The following is a 20440-nucleotide window of genomic DNA, read 5'->3' as shown; positions in this document are numbered from 1 at the left end:
TCCTGTCTCAGCCGCCGTCGCCTATGGCCGCGAGCCTGTTCGCCATCTCCTCCGGCGGCACGTTCTCGACGCGCGTCGCGAGGTTCCACCGATGGCCGAACGGGTCGACGAGCTGACCGGACCGATCCCCGTAGAACTGGTCGGCCGGCGGCCGGCGGCTGGTGGCACCGGCGGCCAGCGCGCGCTCGAAGGTCGCGTCCACGTCCTCGACGTACAGCGACAGCGTCACCGGGGTGCCGCCCACCGACGCCGGGCCGAGGACGCCGATCTGCGGCGCCTCGTCGGCGATCATGACCACGGACTCGCCGAAGAGCAGCTCCGCGTGGCCGATCCTGCCGTCGGGACCGGCGAGCCGCATCCGCTCGGTCGCACCCAGAACGGTCACGTAGAAGTCGATCGCGGCGGCGGCGGCGTCCACGCAGAGATACGGGCAGACCCTCGGGTAGTCGGACGGGATCGGAGCGACATCGCTCATCGTGACCTCCTGGCAAGTCGCTGGCATCGGTGAAGGATGGAGGGGTGAAGCGGGACGGCGGACCAGTACGGGACGGGCGGCCGGTGCGGGACGGGGGACCGGTGCGGGACGGCGGACATCGTCGCGCCGGGGTCCGACAGTTTCGGGACGGTCGCCCGGGCGGGCGCGTCGAGCTCGTCGGCCGGCTGCGGGCCGCGCTCGGCGTGCCGCCCGGCGACCCGTCCGGGCTGGTGGATCCCTCGCCGCGCCGCCGGGCGGAGTACGCGTCGGACGCGTCCAACTACCGTGTGCCTCCCGTGGTGGTGGTCTTCCCCCGGGATGTCGACGACATTCCGGCCGTGCTCGATGTCTGCCGGGCCACCGGCACCCCGCTGACCACCCGTGGCGCGGGCACGTCCATCGCCGGCAACGCGGTCGGCCCCGGCGTGGTGATGGATCTGAGCCGTCATCTCGACCGTGTGGTCGCGCTGGACCCGGACGCCCGCACCGCCACCGTGCAGCCCGGCGTCGTGCTGGACGTGCTGCAGGCCGCGGCGGGCCGCCACGGCCTGCGCTTCGGCCCCGATCCGTCCACCCACGCCCGGTGCACCCTCGGCGGCATGATCGGCAACAACGCCTGCGGCACGCGGGCGATCGCCTACGGCCGTACCAGCGACAACGTCCTCGCCCTCGACGTCCTCGACGGCACCGGCCGCCGCCTGCGGGCCGCCGCCGGCGAAGAACCCCCACCGGGCCTGGCCGCGTTCACCCGCGCACACCTCGCGACGCTGCGCACGGAGCTCGGCCGCTTCCCGCGCCAGGTGTCCGGTTACGGGCTGGAGCACCTGCTGCCGGAGCGCGGCGGCGACCTGGCGAAGGCCCTGGTCGGCAGCGAGGGCACCTGCGCGGTCGTGCTCGGCGCGACGGTGCGTCTGGTCGCGCCGCCCATGGCCACGGCGATGGTCGTCCTCGGCTACCCGGACATGGCCACCGCCGCGGACGCGGTCCCGGCGCTGCGCCCGCACGGGCCCCTCGCCCTGGAGGGGATGGACGCCCGGCTCGTCGACATCGTGCGCCGCCATCGTGGCCCGGGTGCCGTGCCGGCGCTGCCGGCGGGCGCGGGCTGGCTGTTCGTCGAGGCCGGCGGCGACACGCCGGCCCATGCGCTGGCCGCCGCGCGCCGTCTCGCCGCCGACGCGGGCACGGCGGCGACCAGGGTGGTCGAGAGCGGTCCCGAGGCGCGGGCGCTGTGGCGGATCCGCGAGGACGGCGCCGGGCTCGCCGGGCGCACCGCGGACGGCGAGCCGGCCTGGCCGGGCTGGGAGGACGCCGCCGTCCCGCCCGAGCGGCTCGGCGCCTACCTGCGTGACTTCGAGGAGCTGCTGCGCGCCCACCGGCTGGCCGGCGTGCCGTACGGGCACTTCGGCGACGGCTGCGTGCACATCCGTCTCGATCTGCCGCTCGCGCGGGCCCCGCGGCTGCTGCGCCCGTTCCTGCTGGAGGCGGCGGACCTGGTCGCGGCGCACGGCGGGTCGCTGTCCGGCGAGCACGGCGACGGCCGGGCCCGCGGCGAGCTGCTGGACCGGATGTACTCGCCGGCGGCGCTCGACGCCTTCGCCGGCTTCAAGCGGCTGTTCGACCCGGATGACCTGCTCAACCCGGGTGTGCTGGTGCGGCCGCGGCCGGTCGACGCCGACCTGCGCCTGCCCGCCGCCCACGCGCTGCCCGCCCCCGCGCCGGGTACCGGCTTCGCCCTGGCCCACGACGGCGGCGATCTCGCCCGGGCCGCGCACCGCTGCGTCGGGCTCGGCACCTGCCGCGCCGACACGTCGGTGACCGGCGGGTTCATGTGTCCGTCGTTCCAGGTCACCCGGGACGAGAAGGACAGCACCCGGGGCCGGGCCCGGGTGCTGCAGGAGCTGGCGAACGGGACGCTGGTGCGCGGCGGCGCCGGCGCGGCGGAGGTCGGCGAGGCGCTGGACCTGTGCCTGTCGTGCAAGGCGTGCGCCCGGGACTGCGCCGCCGGCGTGGACATGGCGACCTACAAGTCCGAGGTGCTGCACCGGGCCTACCGCCGCCGCCCGCGCCCCGTCAGCCACTACGCGCTGGGCTGGCTGCCGCGCTGGAGCCGGCTGGCCGCGCGGGCACCCACCCTGGTCAACGCGGTGCTCGCCCGCCGCGGGGCGCGCCGGGCGCTGCTGCGCCTCGGCGGCATGGATCCCCGCCGCGACGTGCCCGCCTTCGCCGCCAGGCCGTTCAGCCGCTGGTGGCGCGAGCGTCGGGCCCCCAGCACGTCGGGCGTCCCCCCGCGGGGGGACGTGGTGCTGTGGGTCGACTCGTTCACCGAGGCGTTCTCTCCCGGGGTGGGACGGGCGGCGGTCGAGGTGCTGACGGCGGCGGGGTACCGGGTCGTCGTCCCGGCGGGCCCGGGGCCGGTGTGCTGCGGGCTGACCTGGATCACCACCGGCCAGCTGGACGGGGCCAGGCGGCGGCTGCGGACCCTGGTGAGGCGTCTCGCGCCCTACGCCCGCGCGGGCACGCCGATCGTCGGACTGGAGCCGTCGTGTACCGCGGTGCTGCGCGGTGACCTCGTCGAGCTGCTGCCCGGCGACGCGGACGCGGCGGCGGTGGCGGCCGGGGTGCGCACCCTCGCCGAGCTGCTGACCTCCATCCCCGGCTGGGCCCCGCCACGACTCGACGGGACCCGGATCGTCGCCCAGCCGCACTGCCACCAGCACGCCGTGCTCGGCTTCACCGCCGACCGCGACCTGCTCGCCGCCGCCGGTGCCGACGTGCGAGTGCTCGCCGGCTGCTGCGGCCTGGCCGGCAACTTCGGCATGGAGGCCGGCCACTACGACGTCTCGGTCGCGATCGCCGAGCGGGGGATCGCGGCGGCGGTCCGGGCGGCTCCGGCGGGCGCGGCGCTGCTCGCGGACGGCTTCTCCTGCCGGACGCAGGCAGCCCACGTCGTGGGCGTGTCGGGCCGGCACCTCGCCGAGCTGCTGGCGGCGCCGCCGACGCCCCCGCCGATGCCCCCGCCCCCGCCGACGCCCCCGACTTCCGCATGAGCAGTCGTCCGGAGTGGGCCAGTTGGCTGGGGTAGTGGTCGTCGGGGTGCGGCGCGTCTCATTCGAATAAATGTGCGCAGGATTTCCGGGCGGAATGTCCGAGGATTTCCCGGCCGGTCGCGGCGGTTGCGGATGCCGTAGCGACGGTGAATGTGTCTCGGAGTGTGCCTGGTGGGAACTCTGGCCCGCCTGCCGGATTCCTGCGGTAATTTTTCGCTCGGCCTCGGGGGTAAATGAGGCCGACGTCCGGGCCGGGGGCGTTCCGTAAATGGCCCGGACGGCTGTTTCCTATGCAGGTTCCAGCTGGGGGAAATTCGCCATGCCCATGGCCAGAAGAATGCTCTGTGCAGCCCGCGCCGCCCGGTCTCGCGCGCCGGAATCCGGTCGGGACCAATGACATCGATCCCCGTCGGCAACCCGCCCGACGACCTGGACGGCACCCCGACCGACGACCTGCGCCGGACCCGGCCCGACGACGCGACCGGGCTGCTGCGTCTCCCGCTCCTGCCGCACCCGCGCACCCCGCCGGAGGAGTACCGGGGTCACCTCGCGCCTGAGGTGTCCGTGGTGGTGCCGACGCGCAACGAGCAGCACAACGTCGAACCACTGCTGCGCCGGCTCGAGCGGGCGCTGCGTGGCCAGACCGGCGAGGTCATCTTCGTCGACGACTCCGACGACGGGACACCCGATGCGATCGCCCGCGCGGGGAGCGCCCTGGCCCTGCCGGTGCGCGTCCACCACCGGCCGGCGGGCGCGCGGCACGGCGGGCTCGGTGGCGCCGTCAGCGAGGGCATCGCCCTGTGCGCCGCCCCCTACGCCGTCGTCATCGACGGGGACCTCCAGCATCCGCCGGAGACGATCCCCACCCTGCTCGCCACGGCCGTGCGCGACGACGCCGACCTGGTCATCGCCAGTCGGTACGTGACGGGCGGCAGCGCCTCCGGCCTGTCGGGCACCACCCGCCAGCTGGTCTCGTCGAGCTCGAACCTGCTGTGCCGGCTGGCCTTCCCGCGCCGGCTGCGCGGCGTCTCCGACGTGATGAGCGGCTTCTTCCTCGTCCGGGTGGCCGCCGTGGACCGGCGCGGCCTGCGCCCCGACGGGTACAAGATCCTGCTGGAGCTGCTGGCGACGGCGGCCGGGCCGCTGCGCGTGCGCGAGGTGGGCTACGTCTTCGCCGCGCGCCACGCCGGCGACTCGAACGTGTCGGTGGGGGAGGGGGTCCGGTTCGCCCGGCGGCTGTTCGCGCTGCGGGTGCCGCGGGCCGCCCGGTTCGCGCTGGTCGGCGCGTCCGGGACGGTGCCGAACCTGCTGGGCACGGCCGCCCTGCACCGGCTCGGGCTGCACTACCTCGCCGCGGCGATCATCGCCACCCAGATCGCGATCGCCTGGAACTTCGCCGGCTGCGAGCTGCTCGTCTGGGACCGCCAGAACGGTTCGCGGCTGCGCCGCTACCCGCCGTTCGCCATGGTCAACAATCTCGACCTCGTCATCCGGCTACCGCTGCTGGCACTGCTCGTCGGCCGGTGGGGACTGGGCGTGGGGGTCGCGACGCTGCTCTCGCTCGCCGTCGCCGTCCTCGTCCGCTACCTGGTCGTCGACCGGCTGATCTACCGGCACCATCCGCCCGCGACGGTCCCGGAGCCGGCGCTCGCCCTGGAGGCGCCGGATGCGGCCGGGTGACCGCCGCCGCGGCGGCCATGGGCGGCGGGTGCTCGTCGCCGTCGTGCTCGCCTCGGCGGTCGGGCAACTCGCCGTCCTGGTCGCCACGGGCACCCCCGCGGCGCGGGCGGACACGTGCCCGGACGGCCAGTGGAGCGCCGAGTTCCACACCGGCACGGCCCTCGGCGGCGATCCGGTCGGGCAGCGCTGCGACAGTGGGATCGACTTCGACTGGTCGCAGAACGGACCTGGGGTCACCGGAATCGTCACCACCAACTACTCGGTGCGCTGGACCCGTCAGGCGACCCTCGCCGCCGGGACGTACACCGCGACCGTCACCGGCGACGACGGCGTGCGGGTGCTCATCGACGGGCAGACCGTCGCCGACGGCTGGGGCGACCACGGCCCCCAGACGTTCAGCGGCACCCGCACCCTGACCGCGGGCGCCCACACCATCGTCGTCGAGTACTACCAGGGCGCCGGTGGCGCGATGGTCACGTTCGACCTGGCCGGTGGCCCGGGCGAGGCGGGCGGTCCCGGTCCCGACTGCCCCGCCGGGCAGTGGTCCGGCCTGTACTTCCCCAACCGCACCCTGTCCGGCACCGGCGTGCCGCGCTGCTCGGCCGCCCTCGACGACGCCTGGGGCGACGGCGATCCCGGCCTCGTCGGCATCGGCGCCGACAACTTCTCCGCCCGCTGGACGCGCACCGACACCCTGCCCGCCGGCACCCTCACCCTCACCGCCACCGCCGACGACGGCATCCGCGTCCTGGTCGACGGCCAGCCGGTCATCAACCAGTGGCACGACCAGGGGCCCACGACGTACACGGCGACCGTCGCCGTCGCCGCCGGCAGCCACGACCTCACGGTCGAGTACTACGAGCACTCCGGCGGCGCCACCGCCCGGGTCACCGTCACCACGACCGCCGCGCCCACCTGCAACACCCTCCAGTGGTCGGCGCAGTACTTCCCCAACCCGACGCTGTCCGGCACCCCGTCGCCGGCCCGCTGCGAGACCGACCTGCGCCACGACTACGGCACCGGCGGCCCGGACGTGACCGGTATCGGCACGGACGGCTTCTCCGCCCGCTGGACGCGGGTCGACAGCTTCGCCGCCGGCCCGATCCGCATCACCGCGACCGCCGACGACGGGGCGCGCGTCTACGTCGACGGCACCCGCGTGATCGATGGCTGGAACGACCAGGGCCCGACCACCCTCACCGCGACGCCGACGCTCACCGCCGGCCCGCACACGATCGTCACCGAGTACTACGAACGGGCCGGCGGGGCGCAGATCCGGGTGTCCTACACCGGCGGCGGCGATCCCGGGCCGGTCCCACCGGCGCCACCCGGGGGATGCACGTCCGACTGCGACGGCTCCTGGCGGACGCTGGACAGCCCGATGCCCGTGCGATCCGTGCACGCCAGCGTTCTGCGCACCGGCAACGTGCTGCTCGTCGCCGGTTCCGGAAACGACCAGGTCGCCTTCGACACGCATGCCTTCAGATCCGCCGTCTGGAATCCGGGAACGGGGGAATTTCAGGAAACTCCGATGGCGGAGGATCTGTTCTGCTCGGGACATGTTCAGCTGCCGGACGGCCGTATCCTGCTCGCCGGTGGAACAGCCGCCTACTCCACCGCGACGTCCAACTACAAAGGCCTCGCGAAAAGCTTCGTCTTCGATCCCGTGGCCGGCACGTACACGGCGACGAACGACCTGCCGGGCGGCGGCCACTGGTACCCCAGCCTGACCGAGCTCGGCACCGGCGACGTCGTCGCCGTCGGCGGCCTCGACGAGAACGCGGCGGGCAACGTCGCCACCGAGCTGTTCGACAGCAACCGGGGGCGCTGGCTGCCGACCGCCGACGTCGCGCAGAGCTACTTCTTCTGGGGCCTGTACCCGGAGCTCAAGCTCATGACCGACGGCCGGCTGTTCTACGGCGGCGTCCACACCTTCGGCAACGCCCCCACCGCCGCCGGTTCGAACATCTACGATCCGGCGACCGCCACCGTCAACGACGTGGCTGGCCTGCGCGACGTCAACCTGCGCGACCAGGGCGCCTCGGTGCTGCTGCCACCGGCGCAGGCCCAGCGGGTGCTCACCCTCGGCGGCGGCAACGGCGACGCCGGCGCGGACGCCGTCGCCAGCACCGATCTCATCGACCTGCGCCAGGCCGACCCGCACTGGCAGCCCGGTCCCGACCTGCCGGCGGCGAAGATGTACGTCTCCGCGGTGATCCTGCCCGACGGCACGGTCCTGGAGACCGGCGGCGGCCGCCACCTGCGCTCCGACCCGGTCCACGAGGCGTCGATCCTCAACCCGGCGACGAACCGGTTCACGTCCGTCCCGCCCGACCCGCAGGACCGCACCTACCATTCCCAGGCGTTCCTGCTTCCGGACGGCAGCGTCGCAGCGCTCGGCAACAACCCGGTGGACGGCTCGTTCAGCACGACGATCTCCGTCTACCGGCCGTGGTACATGTCCCGGGCCCGCCCCTCGATCACCGCCGCCGCCGAAACCTTCGGCTATGGCTCGCACCAGGCGCTGACGGTCGACGGCGACATCGGCCGGGTCACCCTGCTGCGCCCCGCTTCCGTGACCCACCAGGCCGACCCGAACCAGCGCAGCGTCGACCTGCCGATCTCGGCCGGCGGCCAGGCCGGCCACCTCACCGTCGACGTTCCCTCGAACCCGAACCTGCTCCCGCCCGGGTACTACATGATGTTCGCCCAGAACACCGCCGGGGTTCCCTCGGTCGCCCGTTGGGTCCGCGTCCAGTGACCGCCCGCCGGGGTCGGCTCGCGGCGATCGCACTCACCGTGGCCCTCGTCAATGTCGCTGCCGCGGTCCTCGTCCGCGGCGGCGGATCCCCGCCCGCCACCGGCCGACCGGTGGCCGCCGCCGTGGCTCCGCCCGGTCTGCTGGCCGGCCGGCTGGTGCCCCGGGGCGACGGGAGGCCGTCGCCGGTCCCCGTCGGCCTCGACGGCTGCGACTACAACTACGCCGACGGCGACACCGGACGGCGGATCTGCGTCCCTCGCACCGCTCCCCCCGGCCAGCGGATCGACTGCGCCTACCTGCGGGCCCACGGCATCCGCTCGGTCCGCGTGATCGGCGACGACTCCCGCCGGCTCGCCGGCGGCCCGGCCGGAGCCCCTCGTGGCACGGTGCTCTGTGCGCTGTGACCCGGGCGGTGGCGACCCGCTCTGCCGAGGGCCGTCGACGACGCGGACCGCCGCGGCGACGTTCGCGGCAGTCGTCGCGGCCATCACCGCCCTCGCGGCCATCACCGCCCTCGCGGCCATCACCGCCCTCGCGGGCTGCGCCGGCCCCGGCGCCGGCGGCGATGCCACCGCGGCCGTCGTCCGGGACGCACCCCGCGGTCCGTCCGCGACGGCGACCGCCGCCGGCGACTGGCACGGCAGCGTCCCTCGGATCGAGGTGCCCCGGCCGTCGTTCGAGCTGACCGACACCGCCGGGCGCCGGTTCGACTTCGCCCGTGACACGGCTCGGCGGGCCACGCTGCTGTTCTTCGGCTACACGCACTGCCCTGATGTCTGCCCGACGACGATGGCGGATCTCGCCGCCGCCCGGCGGGTCGTCGGCCGCCGGATCGCCGACCGGGTGACGGTCGTGTTCGTCACGACCGACCCGGCGCGCGACACCCCGGCGGTGCTGCGCCACTGGCTCGACCAGTTCGACGCCTCCTTCGTGGGGCTGACGGGCACCCCGGCGCAGCTCGCCGCCGCCCAGCAGGCGGTCGGCGTGCCGGTGGCCCTCACCGACCAGGCCGCCTCGCCGGACGCGACACCCGGCGACTACCTGGTCAGCCACGCGTCGCAGGTCCTGGGCGTCGGCTCCGACGACCGCGTCCACGTGCGCTACTTCGCCGACACGACCGTGGCCGAGTACGTCGCGGACCTCCCCCGCCTGGCCGCCGCCCTCTGACCGCGCGGCCACCGCCCGCTTCTCCGCCTGAAGGCAGGTGACATGGTGCATTCAGCGTCCGACCATCCGCGCACCCGCGAGCTTCCCCCTGGCCGCCGCGGCGTAGCCGGGCCCCCGGCACCGGCCCGGCTCGCCACCGCCGGCCTGGGCATCGCCCTGCACGCCGCGCTCACCACGCTCGGCGCCGGCCCGCTCGGCATCGACCCCCCGCTGGCCTACCTGGTGCCACTCGCGCTGGCCGTGCTCGCCCCGCGCACCCTCGGTCGCGCCGGTCCCCGCACGGCCACGGATCGGCGCGACCATCGCGGCAGCCGGCTTCCCCGGGCCGTTCAGCTCGGCTGCGAGACGGCCGGTTGGTACCTGTTCGTGCTCGCCGACGCTGGCCGGGGTCTGCCCATCTGGCTCGCCGCGGCACTCGCCGCGACCGCGGCGACCGCCGCCACCGCGGTCCTGCTGTGCTGGACGCCGGGGGCTGGCGCGGCGCCGCGGTGGTGGCGCGGGTTGTCGGTCGCGGTGACGGTGCCGCTCGGTGTTCTGCTCGCCGTGCGGGCGGCACAGCATCATCACGCCGTGCTGCTCGCGGCGTGGACGGCGGTGTCGCTGCTCATGCTGCTCGTCGCCGTGCTCACCCTGGTGCGCGGCCAGTACAGCTGGCAGCTGCCCGAGCGCGTCCACCACGTCGACCTGGCCGACTCCGCGCCGCCGCGGCACCGCTTCTCGCTGATCGTGCCCGCCCGCGACGAGCCGGTCCTGGGCCGGACCCTGGCCCAGATCCTCGCCGGGGACTACCCGCAGGAGCTCGTCGACGTGGTCGTGATGGTCTCCCACGACGAGGTCGACGAACTGACCCGGCGCATCGCGGAGCAGGTCGCCGCCCGCCATCCCAACGTCCGGGTCCTCGCCCCGGAGGGCAGCCTGCGCAGCAAGCCGCTGTCCCTGGAGGACGCGCGCCGGCACTGCACCGGCGACCTGATCGGCGTGGTCGACGCCGAGTCGCTGATCGCCACGGGCCTGCTGTCGTACGTGAACACCCTGGCGTTGCGCCAGGCCGACGTCGGCATCTTCCAGGGCGGGGTCCAGCTGATGAACGTGCGCGCCCCCGCGCGGAGACCAGGGGACACCGCCGGTGCCGGCCCCCGCGCCATCCTGCGCCGGCTGGGCACCGAGACGTCCTGGTGGCGGGCCCGCAACTGCCTGGAGTACTACATCTGGTTCATGTCCCGGTTGCGCTTTCAGGCGCGGGCCCGGTTCATCCCGCTGGGCGGGAACACGGTGTTCATCCGTCGCGAGGTGCTCGACCAGCTCGACGGCTGGGACGTCAGCTGCCTCACCGAGGACTGCGACCTGGGGGTACGCGCCTCCGTCGCCGGCGTGCGCACGACGGTCTTCTACCACCCCGACCTGACCACCCAGGAGGAGACGCCGGAGAGCCTGACCAAGCTGGTCGTCCAGCGCACCCGCTGGATGATGGGCTTCATGCAGGTCCTGTTCAAGGGGGACTGGCGCCTGCTGCCTGGCGCCCGCCAGCGGCTGATGGCGGCCGAGATGCTGACGATGCCGTTCTTCCAGGCGATGGCCGGTGTGCTGCTGCCGGTGTCGCTCCTGCTGACCTGGTTTCTCGCCGCGCCGACCGGCCTGGTCATCGTCTTCTGCCTGCCGATGGCCGCCACCGTCATGTCGGTCTGGTCCGAGCAGGCCGCCTTCCGGGAGTTCGCCGACGCCTATGACCTGAACGTCGGCCGCTGGGACAGTGTCCGGCTGGTACTCAGCGCGCCCTTCTACCAGCTGATGCTGTCGATCGCGGCGGTGCGGGCCACGGCACGGCTGCTCCGCGGCCGGCTGGAATGGGAGAAGACATCGCACTCCGGCACCCATCACGGCACCACCACCGGCTCCGGACGGTTCGGCCTGGAAGCGGCCTCTTGACGTCCTCCCCCGCGTGAGCGCGGGGGATTCCAACTCCTACACATCCACCAGGGGAGGTGCGCGGTGTTGAGGTTCGCGGTTCACGGGCACGGCCAGCGCCGTGCCTCCCCGCGCGGTCACGGCCCGTCCGGCCGCGATGTTGCGTGCTGCGTTGACGTCGGCGTTGCCCTGGGACGCGCAGGCGACGCACCGGAACCGCGCTTGGCTCTCGCGGGATTCGGCGGCCGCATGTCCGCGGACCGAGCAACGCTGACTCGTGTAGGCGGCCCGAACCTTCTCCACCCGACCGGGAGCTTTCTGTGCGAGGCGCTGGACGAGCAGTCCCCAGCCGCCCGCGAGGATCGCCCGGTTCAACCCGGATTTCTGCCGCACCTTCCGACCGGGCTCGATGATCGTGCCCCGTGCCGACCGGGTCATGCCCCGGATGTTCAGGTCTTCGACGCGGATCAGGTCGAACCGTCGAGCGAGATCGGTGGAGGTTTTCTCCGCCCAGTCCTTTCGCCGGTCAGCCTCCCGGGCCTTCACCCGCGCGATCTGACTTCGCAGCCGGGCGCGCCGGTTCGATCCGCGCCTGGCGCGAGCGAGGCGGCGTTGCAGCCGGACCAGCCGGGCGGCCTCGGAGGCCCGCAGCCCGGGGCAGGACAGCAGCTCCCCGGTCGACAGCGCCGCCGACACGGCAACACCCCGGTCCACCCCGACGACCTCACCGGTCCCGGCTGCCTCGATCGGCTCGGGGGCGACCGCGAACGCCACATGCCAGCGGCCCGCACGATCCCGAGCCACCCGGTAGGACCTGAAACCGGGCACGGGCCGCGATACCCGGAACCTCACCCATCCGACCACCGAAGAAGTTTCGCAACGCCTGGTCGAAATCCCGCAGGGCCTGCTGCTGAACCGTCTGCGACCCGGCCCGCAGCCAGTCGAACGTCGCCCGCGCTTCGGTCAACTGCCGGCAACGCTCCAGATGATTCGGAGCTTTACCCCGATACGGCGTCCACCACGACTGCTGCTCGACCGCAAGATTCCACACAAAACGCGCATGCCCGCAGTTTTCTTCGAGTCCGGCGACCTGTTCGGGCACCGGATAGAGCCGGTAACGGGACACACCATCATTCTACCGAAAGGACCGCAATGCGTGCCCGCGTGGGACGCCGTTTCCTCCCTGCCCTGAAGACCAGGGTATCCACGGCGAGATCCCGATGACCTTCTCCGACATCGACACCGTCCCCCTGGGGGTCGCCCGCCCCGCAGGCACCGCGCCCCCCGCCCCCGGCGCTCCTGCCGCGCCCAGCGGCCCGCCCGCGGCGCTCGCCGGGCGGCTGCGGTCGCTGGGCGGGCGGGCGGCGGCCGCAGCCCACGCGCGCCGGCACAGCCTGGTGCTGCTCGCCGTGCTGCTGCCCGCCGTGGCGGTGATCCACGGGGTGAACTTCGACGGCTGGCCGGGCCGGGTGACCGACGACGAGGGCACCTACGCTGCCCAGGCCTATTCGATGCAGTACTGGAACCGCATCGCTCATTACACCTACTGGTACGACCACCCGTTCGGCGGCTGGCTGCTCATCGCCATCTACACGAAGCTGACCGACGGCTTCCACCGGGCGGCGACGGCCGTCACCGCCGCCCGTGAGCTGATGTTCCTGCTGCATCTGGTCAGCTGCGTGCTGCTGTACCGGCTGGGCCGCCTGCTGGGCCTGCGCCGGTTCTTCGCCGGCGTCGCGCTGCTCGCCTTCTCGCTCAGCCCACTGGGATTGTGGTATCAGCGGATGGCGTTCCTCGACAACATCGCGGTGATGTGGCTGCTCGCCGCGTTCGTCGCCGCGGCCTCGCCGCGGCGCAGCGTCGCCGCGGCCGCGCTCGCCGGCACGTTCATGGCGTTCTCGTTCTGGTCGAAGGAAACGACCCTGCTGTTCCTGCCCGGCCTGTACGTTCTGCTGCGCCAGCACCGCGACGGGCGCAACTGGCGGTTCGTCCGGCGGAATTTTCTTGGCTGCCTGATCGGCATCTGCGGTATCTACATTCTGTACGCGGCGGCGAAGAACGAGTTGTTCGAGGGCCCCGGCCACGTGTCCCTGGAGTGGGCGGTCCGATGGCAGCTGTTCGACCGCGCGCCCAGCGGCAGCGTGCTGGACACGAACAGCGACACCTACCACGTGGTGCGCTCCTGGCTGGATCTCGATCCGTACGTGGCGCTGGCGGGTATCGCCGCGGCGGTGCCGCTGCTGGCGCTGCGCCGGCTGCGCGTCGTCGCGGCGCTGCTGCTGGTCCAGTTCGCGTTCATCTTCCGCAACGGCTACCTGCCCAACCCGTACGTGACGGCGATGCTGCCGTTCGCGGCGCTCTGCGCGGCCGGCCTGCTCGACGTCGCTCTGCCCCGCGCTGGCGCCCACACCGTGTCCAACTGGCCACTGGCGGTGTGGACGTGGACTCGCCGCGCGGTCGTCGCACTCGCGCTGTCCGCCGCCGTGACGGCCCTGGCCTGGGAGTGGACGCCGACGATCCACACCGCGCTGACCTCCGACGCCAGCGCCCCGAGCCGCGACGCGACGCGCTGGTTCCTCGCCCACATCCATGACCACGGCATCGTCGTCACCGACGACATCGCCTGGACCGACCTGGTGATCGCCGGACGACGCCCCCTGCCGGTGTGGTTCTACAAGGTCGATCTCGACCCGGCGGTGCGCGCCCAGTTCCCCCGCGGCTGGCGCGACATCAACTACCTGATGATGGGCAAGCCGCCCGACTCGGTGCTCACCGAGGTCCCGCTCGTCGCCGAGGCGCTGCGCCACTCCGTGGTGCTGAAGTCGTTCGGCAACGGCGAGATCGAGATCCGACGCGTCCTGCCGCCCCGGTGACGCCACCCGCGATCCCACGGTCACCACCCCGCGGCGCCGGCGCCGGCGGTGGCCGGGGCCTGGCGCGGCGGGGTGTTGAGGAGCACGTAGAGGGAGTCGTCGAGGCTGAGCGGCCCGGTGTCGGTGGGAAGGACGCTGCGATCGGTGACATGCCTGGTCGTGTGGGCGAGAGCGGGAAGGGGATCGGCGCCGGGATGGGTGGACTGCGCGCCGGTGAGGGTGCGTCCGTCGGGGAGATCGAGGCGCAGGGTGCCGTCCCGGCCGCGGTGCACGGTGATGGCGTGGTCGTGGACGGCGCGATGGTGCCGCCCGCAGAGGAGGGTGAGCGCCTCGATGTCCGTCGCGCCGCCCTCCCGCCACGGGCGGCAGTGGTGGATGTGGAGCCACCGACTGTGGGTGCAGCCGGGGAACTGACAGCGGCCGTCGTCGCGGAGGTGGACGGCGGCGCGCAGGTGCTGGGTGGGGAAGCGGCGGCGGCGTCCGAGGTGGAGAGGGTCGCCATGGTCGTCGGTGTGCAGGGCTCGAAGATGCCCGTCGCAGGCGAGCCGCTCGAGGACGGCGGGAGGCAGGCCGACGCCAGCGCCGAGCGGGCTGCTCATAGTGATCGGGATGGTCGCGGAGGGCCTGACGTGGACGGTGATGGTGTGGGCGGGGTTGAGGAGCCGGGGTGGGTCGTGGTGGAGGGCGGCCTCGGCAAGGGCGACGAGGGCGTCAGCGTCGCGCTCCCGATGCCGCGGGACGGCGATGGTGCCGCCCGCGCGGTGCACGTCGTCGCGGGATACGTCGTCACGGGATACGTCGTCGACCGTTGGCTTGGGGCCGCGGTCCGTCTCGGCGGCCTGGTCGCCCGTCCCGCGGGCAGAGCTGTCGAGGTGGGTGCGGGTGGTGTCCAGCGCGGTGAGAACCACAGCGGCGTCCTCGGCGGGGAGCACCACGGTGATGTGGGTCATGCCGTCGTCGTCGGTCCGAACCGTGAGCCGGCGGCCTTCGCCGCGCGGGGCGGGGTCGGCGCTGTGCTGGCGGTAGGCGGCGGTCAGGCGCTCGAGCTCGCTGCCGGTGCAGGCGCGGGCGCGGCGCAGCCACAGGTCGTCCGTCTCCGGGGTGGCGACGCGGGCGACGGCACGGACCTTGCTGTAGGAGAGCTGCCCGGCGGCGAAGGCGCGGTGGATTTCGGGCAGCCGCTCCAGGGCGTGCGCGGTGCGCAGATGCTCTTGGGCGGTGCGCAGACCGAGGCCACAGCGCAGCGACAACCAGTGGGCGCAGGTCTTGATGCCGATGCCGAACCAGGCCTTGCGCCGGTCGAAGGCGGCGACGAGGCGCAGCCAGTGGCAGGTGGCCGCCGAGATCCGTCCGGCCCAGCGGCACAGCTCCGCCTCGACCTCGGCGATCGGCGCGGTGTCCGGGTCGATCACCAGCTCGGCGTCCCGGGGGTCGAACGGGCGGGGGCTGTCCGCCAGACTGGGGCTGGCGGACGGGACCGCGATGTAGGGGGGCATCGGCATCACCAGGGGGCAGGGGTTGATGACTGGACGGGACGATGTTCGCGCCCGCCACCGACAATTCTTACCCATCGCTTGCCGGCCTGCGTCACGTTGTTTGCCGTGCCTCGCGTATCGGACGCTGCCGACTAAGTGGTAACCGCATTTCTTATGGCTTGTGGCGGCAACCAGTCGGCTGCCGGAGCCATATGATCCGGAAAAGAGCGGCCGGGGACGACTGAAATTCGCATTCCGCGAAATTCGAGCGTGTCGCCGACTGTGGGCACGTCGGCGAACACCGACGCACTCCTCGGGGGCGTCCGCCCCCGTGACGCGCCTGCCGCCGCCACGGACTCCGGTCAGGGATCGCGTTCCGCGGAACGTTTCGCCGCGGGGTGAGTTGCCGCCCGCGGGTGCTCCGGCGATTTCCTGACAAGCGATTGCGTTCCGCGGAACGCGGCCGGGCTGACCTGGCCGGCCGGCCACGAGGTGTGTACCTCGTCGCGCGGCTGGCCGAGGCCAGGCGGAGTGCGGCGAAGGTGGTGACGGTCAGGACAGGGCGAGCAGCGCGCCGAGGAAGAAGCCGATCGCCGCAAGCCACACGAAGGTCGGCAGCGCCCGCAGGAAGGCCGCCTGCGCCGTCGGCTGCCCCGAGCCCGCGGCCGGCGCCCCCTGCCCGGCCGGCGCGGCCTGACCTGCCGGGACGGCTTGCCCGGCCGGGATGCGCTGGCCGACCGGGACGCCCTGGCCGGGTGGGCCGGGTGGGACGGGACGGGCGGTTGGGGTGGGTCGGCTGGGTGCGGTTCTGGGCAGGCCGCCCTGGCCGGCCAGGACGGTCTCCTCTGTGGAGACGTCGGGCGGCGGGGGAGGGGGCGGGATCAGCACCAGCTGTGGGCCGTCCGCCGCGCCGAGGCGTACGCGGACCTCGCCGCCGGCGAGCGGGACGACGCTGGCACGGTCGCCGTTCACCCAGATGCCGCCCGAGCTGATGTCGCGGGCCAGCCAGCCGTCGACGGTGGGTTCGAGGCGAAGGTGGTGCCGGGACACCCGGCCGTCGGAGATGACCACGTCGCAGTCGCGGCCGCGGCCGACGACGTGGTCGCGTTCGGGGCTCAGCTCGGACTCGCCGCTGGCCGGGGTGATGATCCGGATCGGGGAGATGCGGGGCTCAGGCACGGAACACCTCACCATCGCGCACGGTCACCGCGACGGGCGGCAGCGGGGTCTTCGCGGGTCCGGCGACGGGCGCGCCGGTGCGGGTGTCGAAGGCACTGCCGTGGCAGGGGCAGCGGATCCTGCCGTCCGAGACGGCGTTCACCGTGCAGCCCTGATGCGTGCAGACGGCGGAGAAGCCCTGCACGGCGCCGGCCGCGTTCCGGGTCAGAACGAGGTCGCCCAGGATGACCCCGCTGTCGGCGGCCACATCGGCCTCCCTGGCCAGCGCCGCCGCGCCGCCACCGCCGCCGGTGCCACCGCCGGTTCCGCCGCCACCGGATCCGGCTGGCGCGGACGTGCTGGCCGGCTTGGCCGCGTCGCTCTGGTCGGCCACGATGTACCCGGCAACGCCCGCGACGACGGTGACGACGACGCCGGGGACGACGATCCGCCTGCTGGGCGAGGCGTTCGCTGTCTCAGTCATGGTTGGTGTTCCTGTCGGCTCAGACATGGGGAATGCCGGACTGGGTGAAGAACCACAGCGACGCCGTCAGCCACAGGCCGACGAGCGAGACGAGGACCATCGAGCCGAACACCGGCAGGGCCCAGCCGGGCAGCCCCCGCAGGCGCAGGCCCAGCATCTTGGTCGCGTAGGCGCCGTAGAAGGCGCAACCCAGCAGGCTGTGGATGAGGACCCGGCTGTCGTCGTGTGCGAAGCCGAGGGACCAGATGCAGTGAAAGGCGACCGGCAGGGTCAGCACGAACGCGGTCGTGCCGCTCCAGCGGTGCAGCGGCGCCACGAAACCGGGCGCCGAGCCCGCCCCGGGCAGCCGACCCCACATCCACAACGCCGTGACCAGCTGCACGACGACGAACAGCAGCGCGATCGTCGTCAGCCACGCCTTCATCGGCAGTGTGCCGGAAAAGCCGAGAGTGAATAGGGAGCGCCGGGCGGGCTCGTGTGCTCCGGCATACACCCCCAGCGACACGGCGACCACCACGCCCAGCAGCAGTGCCGCGCCCGCCGCGGCCGTCCCCGAGACCGGTGATCGTCCGGCCCGTACCCCGTTGACTGTCATCCCGTTCCCCTCAGCTGCAAGCCCGGATCCGCAGCGTCGCGCCGGGGAGTCCCGTTCCCCGACCGTCCTGGCTCCGAAGTCGTTGACATGGGAACCTGCCCGACCCGGATCGGCCGTGGTGGCGATCGTCTTCGGGTTGACAGACATCACAGGCCCCGGCGTGGTGATCGGAACGGGGAGTGCCGTGGCGATCGCCACGGGTGGGGTTCCCAGGTCGGGACGGGCTGCTGTACGGGGCTGTACGGGCTGGTGGGGCTGGTGGGACGGGCCGAGCGGGAGGTCAGCCGCGGGCGCGGACGGCGCGGCGCAGCTCGTCGGTGGCGTCGACGATGACGCGGCGCAGCAGGGGGTCGACGTCGTCGCGGTCGAGCAGGGCCCGTGCGGCGGCGAGGGTCGCCGAGGAGACGGCGTACTGGGGATAGGCGGCGGTGGCGATCTGCCGGGCGGCGTGCGGGCTGCGCCGGGACGTCATCGCCGGCATCTGCTCGAAGTAACGGTCGACGTAATCGGCGGTCAGCTCGTCCTGCTCGGGCTGCCAGAAGCCCTCGGCGCTGGCCGCGACGAGCCGGGCCGACGCCACGTCGTCGGCGACGATCATCTCCCAGGCGCGGGCCTTCGCCGCCGGGTCGGCGAGGGCGGCGCGGGCGCGGGCGGCATGCTCGGCGGCGCGGGCGCTGCGGTCGCGTTGCCCCTCCGCGGTGATCTCCGCCTCGCCGGCCCGGCCGAGCACGACCAGCCGGTGCAGCAGCGTCCAGCGCAGCTCCGGGTCGACGACGAGGCCCGCCGGCACGTCGTCGCCGGCCAGCCACGCGGCAAGGATGGGCGCCTCGGCGGGACCCGCGCAGCCGATGGCGCCACGCGCCGCGGACAGCTGACGGCCGCTGCCCGGGTCGGCCTGCGTCAGCACCGCGCGGCACATCGCGTGCAGGCGGGCCGCGGCGCCGCGGCGTCCCTCGGGGGCCAGGTAACGGGTGAGCGCGGTGGTGCGGGCGAAGCGCAGCGCGTCCTCGAGGATGGCGAGCTGGGATTCGTGCGGCAGCGCCGTGGTGGCGAGCGTGAGGTAGTCGGCGGCGGGCCAGTCGGCGTCGCGGGTGGCGTCGGCGGCGGCCGCCCAGATCACCGCGCGGGCCAGCGGGTCGGCGATGCGGGGGAGCACGTCCGGCAGCGCGGCCAGGTCGTTCGGGGTGAAGCGGACCTTCGCGTAGGTCAGGTCGCCGTCGTTGACGAGCAGCAGCCGGCCGGCCGGCGTGCCGACCAGCGCGGGCAGGTCGGTGCGGCCGTCGGGGGCGGCCGGGTCGACGTCCACCTCGACGCGGCGCAGCTGGACGATCGGGCCGGCACCGTCGGGGCCGTAGACGCCGACGGCGACGCGGTGCGGGCGCAGCGTCGGATGGTCGGCGGGGGCCGTCTGCTCCAGCGTGACCTGCGCGAAGCGGCCGTCCGCGCCGAGGGTGACGTGCGGGCGCAGCGTGTTGACCTGCTCGCGGCGCAGCCACAGCTCGGCCCAGCCGGCGAGGTCGCGCCCGCTGGCCTCGGACAGCGCGGCCAGCAGGTCGGCGAGGGAGGCGTTGGCGTAGGCGTGGGCGGCGAAGTAGGCGCGCAGGCCGGTGCGGAACGCGTCCTCGCCGACCCAGGCGACGAGCTGGCGCAGCACCGAGGCACCCTTGGCGTAGGAGATGCCGTCGAAGTTCAGCAGCGCGAGCGCGGTGTCCGCGACCTCGGCCGGGGCCACCGGATGGGTCGAGGGGCGCTGGTCGGCGGCGTAGCCCCAGCTCTTGCGGCCGACGGCGAAGCTGGTCCACGCGCTGGTGAAACGGGTCGCCTCGGCGGTGATCCGGTAGCCCATGTACTCGGCGAACGACTCGTTGAGCCACAGGTCGTCCCACCAGCGCATGGTGACGAGGTCGCCGAACCACATGTGCGCCATCTCGTGCGCGATGACGACGGCGCGCAGCTCGCGCTCGGTGTCGGTGACCGCCGAGCGGTAGACGAACTCGTCGCGGAAGGTCACGCAGCCGGGGTTCTCCATCGCGCCGGCGTTGAACTCGGGCACGAAGGCCTGGTCGTAGGTGCCGAACGGGTACCGGTCGGCGAACAGCTCGTGGTAGCGGTCCAGACAGGCCTTCGTGACCTCGAAGATCTCCGCCGCGTCGGCTGTCAGGTGCGGCGCGAGCGAGCGGCGGCACAGCAGGCCGAGCGGAATCCCGTCGTGGCTGTCCTCGATCACGTGGTACGGCCCGGCGACCACGGTGACGAAGTACGTCGCCAGCGGCGGCGTCTCGGCGAACGCGAAGCGGCCCGGCGCCGTCCGCCGTCCGGCCCCGTTGGCCCGCACCACCCAGCCGGCGGGCGCCTGCACCGTCAGCCGGACCGGCGCCTTGAGGTCGGGCTGGTCGAAGCAGGCGAAGATCCGCTGCGCGTCGTCGAGGAACGTCTGGGCGTACAGGTACACCTCGCCGTCCTCGGGGTCGGTGAACCGGTGCAGGCCCTCGCCGGTGTTCGAGTAGCGCATCGTCGTCGTCGCGACGAGCTCGTTCGACGCCTCGAGGTCCGTCAGTGGCAGCCGGTTGCCGTCGAGCGAGGCCGGGTCGAGTGGCCGCCCGTTGAGCCGCAGGTCGCTCACCGCCGCCGGCTTGAGCTCGGCGAACGTCGACGCGCCGGGCGCCGCGGGCTCCCGCAGGCTGAAGCGCACCCTGGTCGTCGAGGTGAACTCGGTCGACGTGCGGGCCGCCGTCAGGTCCAGCTCGATGTCGTAGCCGTCGACACGCAGCAGCGACGCGCGGGTGACGGCCTCGTCCCGGGTGAGCGTGTGCATGTCGT

General features: G+C 73.7%; 13 protein-coding genes and 1 pseudogene. 7 read left to right on the top strand and 7 right to left on the bottom strand.

Annotated features, from left to right (window positions below; all coding sequences use genetic code 11):
- Nucleotides 1–7: 7 nt before the first annotated feature.
- Nucleotides 8–475, bottom strand: coding sequence for a VOC family protein (locus tag AC6EXY_RS25280; protein WP_499816531.1), 468 nt, complete (start codon nucleotides 473–475; stop codon nucleotides 8–10).
- Between the two features lie 44 nt (nucleotides 476–519).
- Here AC6EXY_RS25280 and AC6EXY_RS25275 point away from each other — a divergent pair, with 44 nt between their 5' ends.
- The 6 genes from AC6EXY_RS25275 to AC6EXY_RS25250 all read left to right on the top strand — a co-directional run bounded on the left by AC6EXY_RS25275 (nucleotide 520) and on the right by AC6EXY_RS25250 (nucleotide 11056).
- Complete coding sequence (locus AC6EXY_RS25275; protein ID WP_499816532.1) at nucleotides 520–3522, top strand: FAD-binding and (Fe-S)-binding domain-containing protein; 3003 nt, start codon at nucleotides 520–522, stop codon at nucleotides 3520–3522.
- Between the two features lie 393 nt (nucleotides 3523–3915).
- Nucleotides 3916–5202 carry a glycosyltransferase gene (locus tag AC6EXY_RS25270; protein ID WP_101832066.1) on the top strand — a complete coding sequence of 429 codons (1287 nt, stop codon included), beginning with the start codon at nucleotides 3916–3918 and terminating at the stop codon, nucleotides 5200–5202.
- Entirely contained in the window at nucleotides 5189–7963 is a 2775-nt protein-coding gene (locus AC6EXY_RS25265) for a PA14 domain-containing protein (protein WP_499816533.1), read from the top strand. The genes AC6EXY_RS25270 and AC6EXY_RS25265 overlap by 14 nt, the downstream gene beginning before the upstream one ends.
- Nucleotides 7960–8367: a hypothetical protein gene (locus AC6EXY_RS25260; protein WP_499816534.1), complete on the top strand. Its 408-nt coding sequence runs from the start codon at nucleotides 7960–7962 to the stop codon at nucleotides 8365–8367. Before AC6EXY_RS25265 ends, AC6EXY_RS25260 begins: the two co-directional genes overlap by 4 nt.
- Nucleotides 8357–9130: an SCO family protein gene (locus AC6EXY_RS25255; protein WP_499816535.1), complete on the top strand. Its 774-nt coding sequence runs from the start codon at nucleotides 8357–8359 to the stop codon at nucleotides 9128–9130. The genes AC6EXY_RS25260 and AC6EXY_RS25255 overlap by 11 nt, the downstream gene beginning before the upstream one ends.
- A gap of 42 nt (nucleotides 9131–9172) precedes the next feature.
- Nucleotides 9173–11056 carry a glycosyltransferase family 2 protein gene (locus AC6EXY_RS25250; protein WP_101832069.1) on the top strand — a complete coding sequence of 628 codons (1884 nt, stop codon included), beginning with the start codon at nucleotides 9173–9175 and terminating at the stop codon, nucleotides 11054–11056.
- Between the two features lie 36 nt (nucleotides 11057–11092).
- On the opposite strand, the pseudogene AC6EXY_RS25245 reads toward AC6EXY_RS25250, so the two are convergent.
- Nucleotides 11093–12161 (bottom strand): annotated as a pseudogene (locus tag AC6EXY_RS25245) (RNA-guided endonuclease InsQ/TnpB family protein).
- 94 nt (nucleotides 12162–12255) lie between these two features.
- On the opposite strand from AC6EXY_RS25245, the gene AC6EXY_RS25240 reads away from it, so the two are divergent.
- Complete coding sequence (locus AC6EXY_RS25240; protein ID WP_499816536.1) at nucleotides 12256–13908, top strand: glycosyltransferase family protein; 1653 nt, start codon at nucleotides 12256–12258, stop codon at nucleotides 13906–13908.
- Nucleotides 13909–13928: 20 nt separating this feature from the next.
- On the opposite strand, the gene AC6EXY_RS25235 is transcribed toward AC6EXY_RS25240, so the two are convergent.
- The 5 genes from AC6EXY_RS25235 to pepN all read right to left on the bottom strand — a co-directional run bounded on the left by AC6EXY_RS25235 (nucleotide 13929) and on the right by pepN (nucleotide 20435).
- Nucleotides 13929–15404, bottom strand: a complete 1476-nt coding sequence (locus tag AC6EXY_RS25235; RefSeq protein ID WP_499816537.1) for an HNH endonuclease — start codon at nucleotides 15402–15404, stop codon at nucleotides 13929–13931.
- Nucleotides 15405–15935: 531 nt separating this feature from the next.
- Complete coding sequence (locus AC6EXY_RS25230; RefSeq protein WP_499816538.1) at nucleotides 15936–16562, bottom strand: FHA domain-containing protein; 627 nt, start codon at nucleotides 16560–16562, stop codon at nucleotides 15936–15938.
- Nucleotides 16555–17025: a Rieske (2Fe-2S) protein gene (locus tag AC6EXY_RS25225; RefSeq protein WP_101832404.1), complete on the bottom strand. Its 471-nt coding sequence runs from the start codon at nucleotides 17023–17025 to the stop codon at nucleotides 16555–16557. The genes AC6EXY_RS25230 and AC6EXY_RS25225 overlap by 8 nt, the downstream gene beginning before the upstream one ends.
- 19 nt (nucleotides 17026–17044) lie before the next feature.
- Nucleotides 17045–17620 (bottom strand): DUF6529 family protein, encoded by a 576-nt coding sequence (locus tag AC6EXY_RS25220; protein ID WP_101832405.1) that lies wholly within the window; start codon nucleotides 17618–17620, stop codon nucleotides 17045–17047.
- A gap of 280 nt (nucleotides 17621–17900) precedes the next feature.
- Nucleotides 17901–20435 carry an aminopeptidase N gene (gene pepN, locus AC6EXY_RS25215; RefSeq protein WP_101832406.1) on the bottom strand — a complete coding sequence of 845 codons (2535 nt, stop codon included), beginning with the start codon at nucleotides 20433–20435 and terminating at the stop codon, nucleotides 17901–17903.
- Nucleotides 20436–20440: the final 5 nt, after the last annotated feature.

The organism is Frankia sp. RB5 (assembly GCF_059816245.1).
The sequence above is the reverse complement of the archived record's forward strand: the minus strand, read 5'-3'. Positions and strand labels throughout refer to the sequence as shown.

Bases quoted from the DNA above. Each gene is read 5' to 3' on its own strand.
- AC6EXY_RS25280 (WP_499816531.1), bottom strand. From the start codon at position 475: ATGAGCGATGTCGCTCCGATCCCGTCCGACTACCCGAGGGTCTGCCCG.
- AC6EXY_RS25225 (WP_101832404.1), bottom strand. From the start codon at position 17,025: ATGACTGAGACAGCGAACGCCTCGCCCAGCAGGCGGATCGTCGTCCCC.
- AC6EXY_RS25250 (WP_101832069.1), top strand. From the start codon at position 9,173: ATGGTGCATTCAGCGTCCGACCATCCGCGCACCCGCGAGCTTCCCCCT.
- AC6EXY_RS25265 (WP_499816533.1), top strand. From the start codon at position 5,189: ATGCGGCCGGGTGACCGCCGCCGCGGCGGCCATGGGCGGCGGGTGCTC.
- AC6EXY_RS25220 (WP_101832405.1), bottom strand. From the start codon at position 17,620: ATGACAGTCAACGGGGTACGGGCCGGACGATCACCGGTCTCGGGGACG.
- AC6EXY_RS25235 (WP_499816537.1), bottom strand. From the start codon at position 15,404: ATGCCCCCCTACATCGCGGTCCCGTCCGCCAGCCCCAGTCTGGCGGAC.
- pepN (WP_101832406.1), bottom strand. From the start codon at position 20,435: ATGCACACGCTCACCCGGGACGAGGCCGTCACCCGCGCGTCGCTGCTG.
- AC6EXY_RS25240 (WP_499816536.1), top strand. From the start codon at position 12,256: ATGACCTTCTCCGACATCGACACCGTCCCCCTGGGGGTCGCCCGCCCC.
- AC6EXY_RS25270 (WP_101832066.1), top strand. From the start codon at position 3,916: ATGACATCGATCCCCGTCGGCAACCCGCCCGACGACCTGGACGGCACC.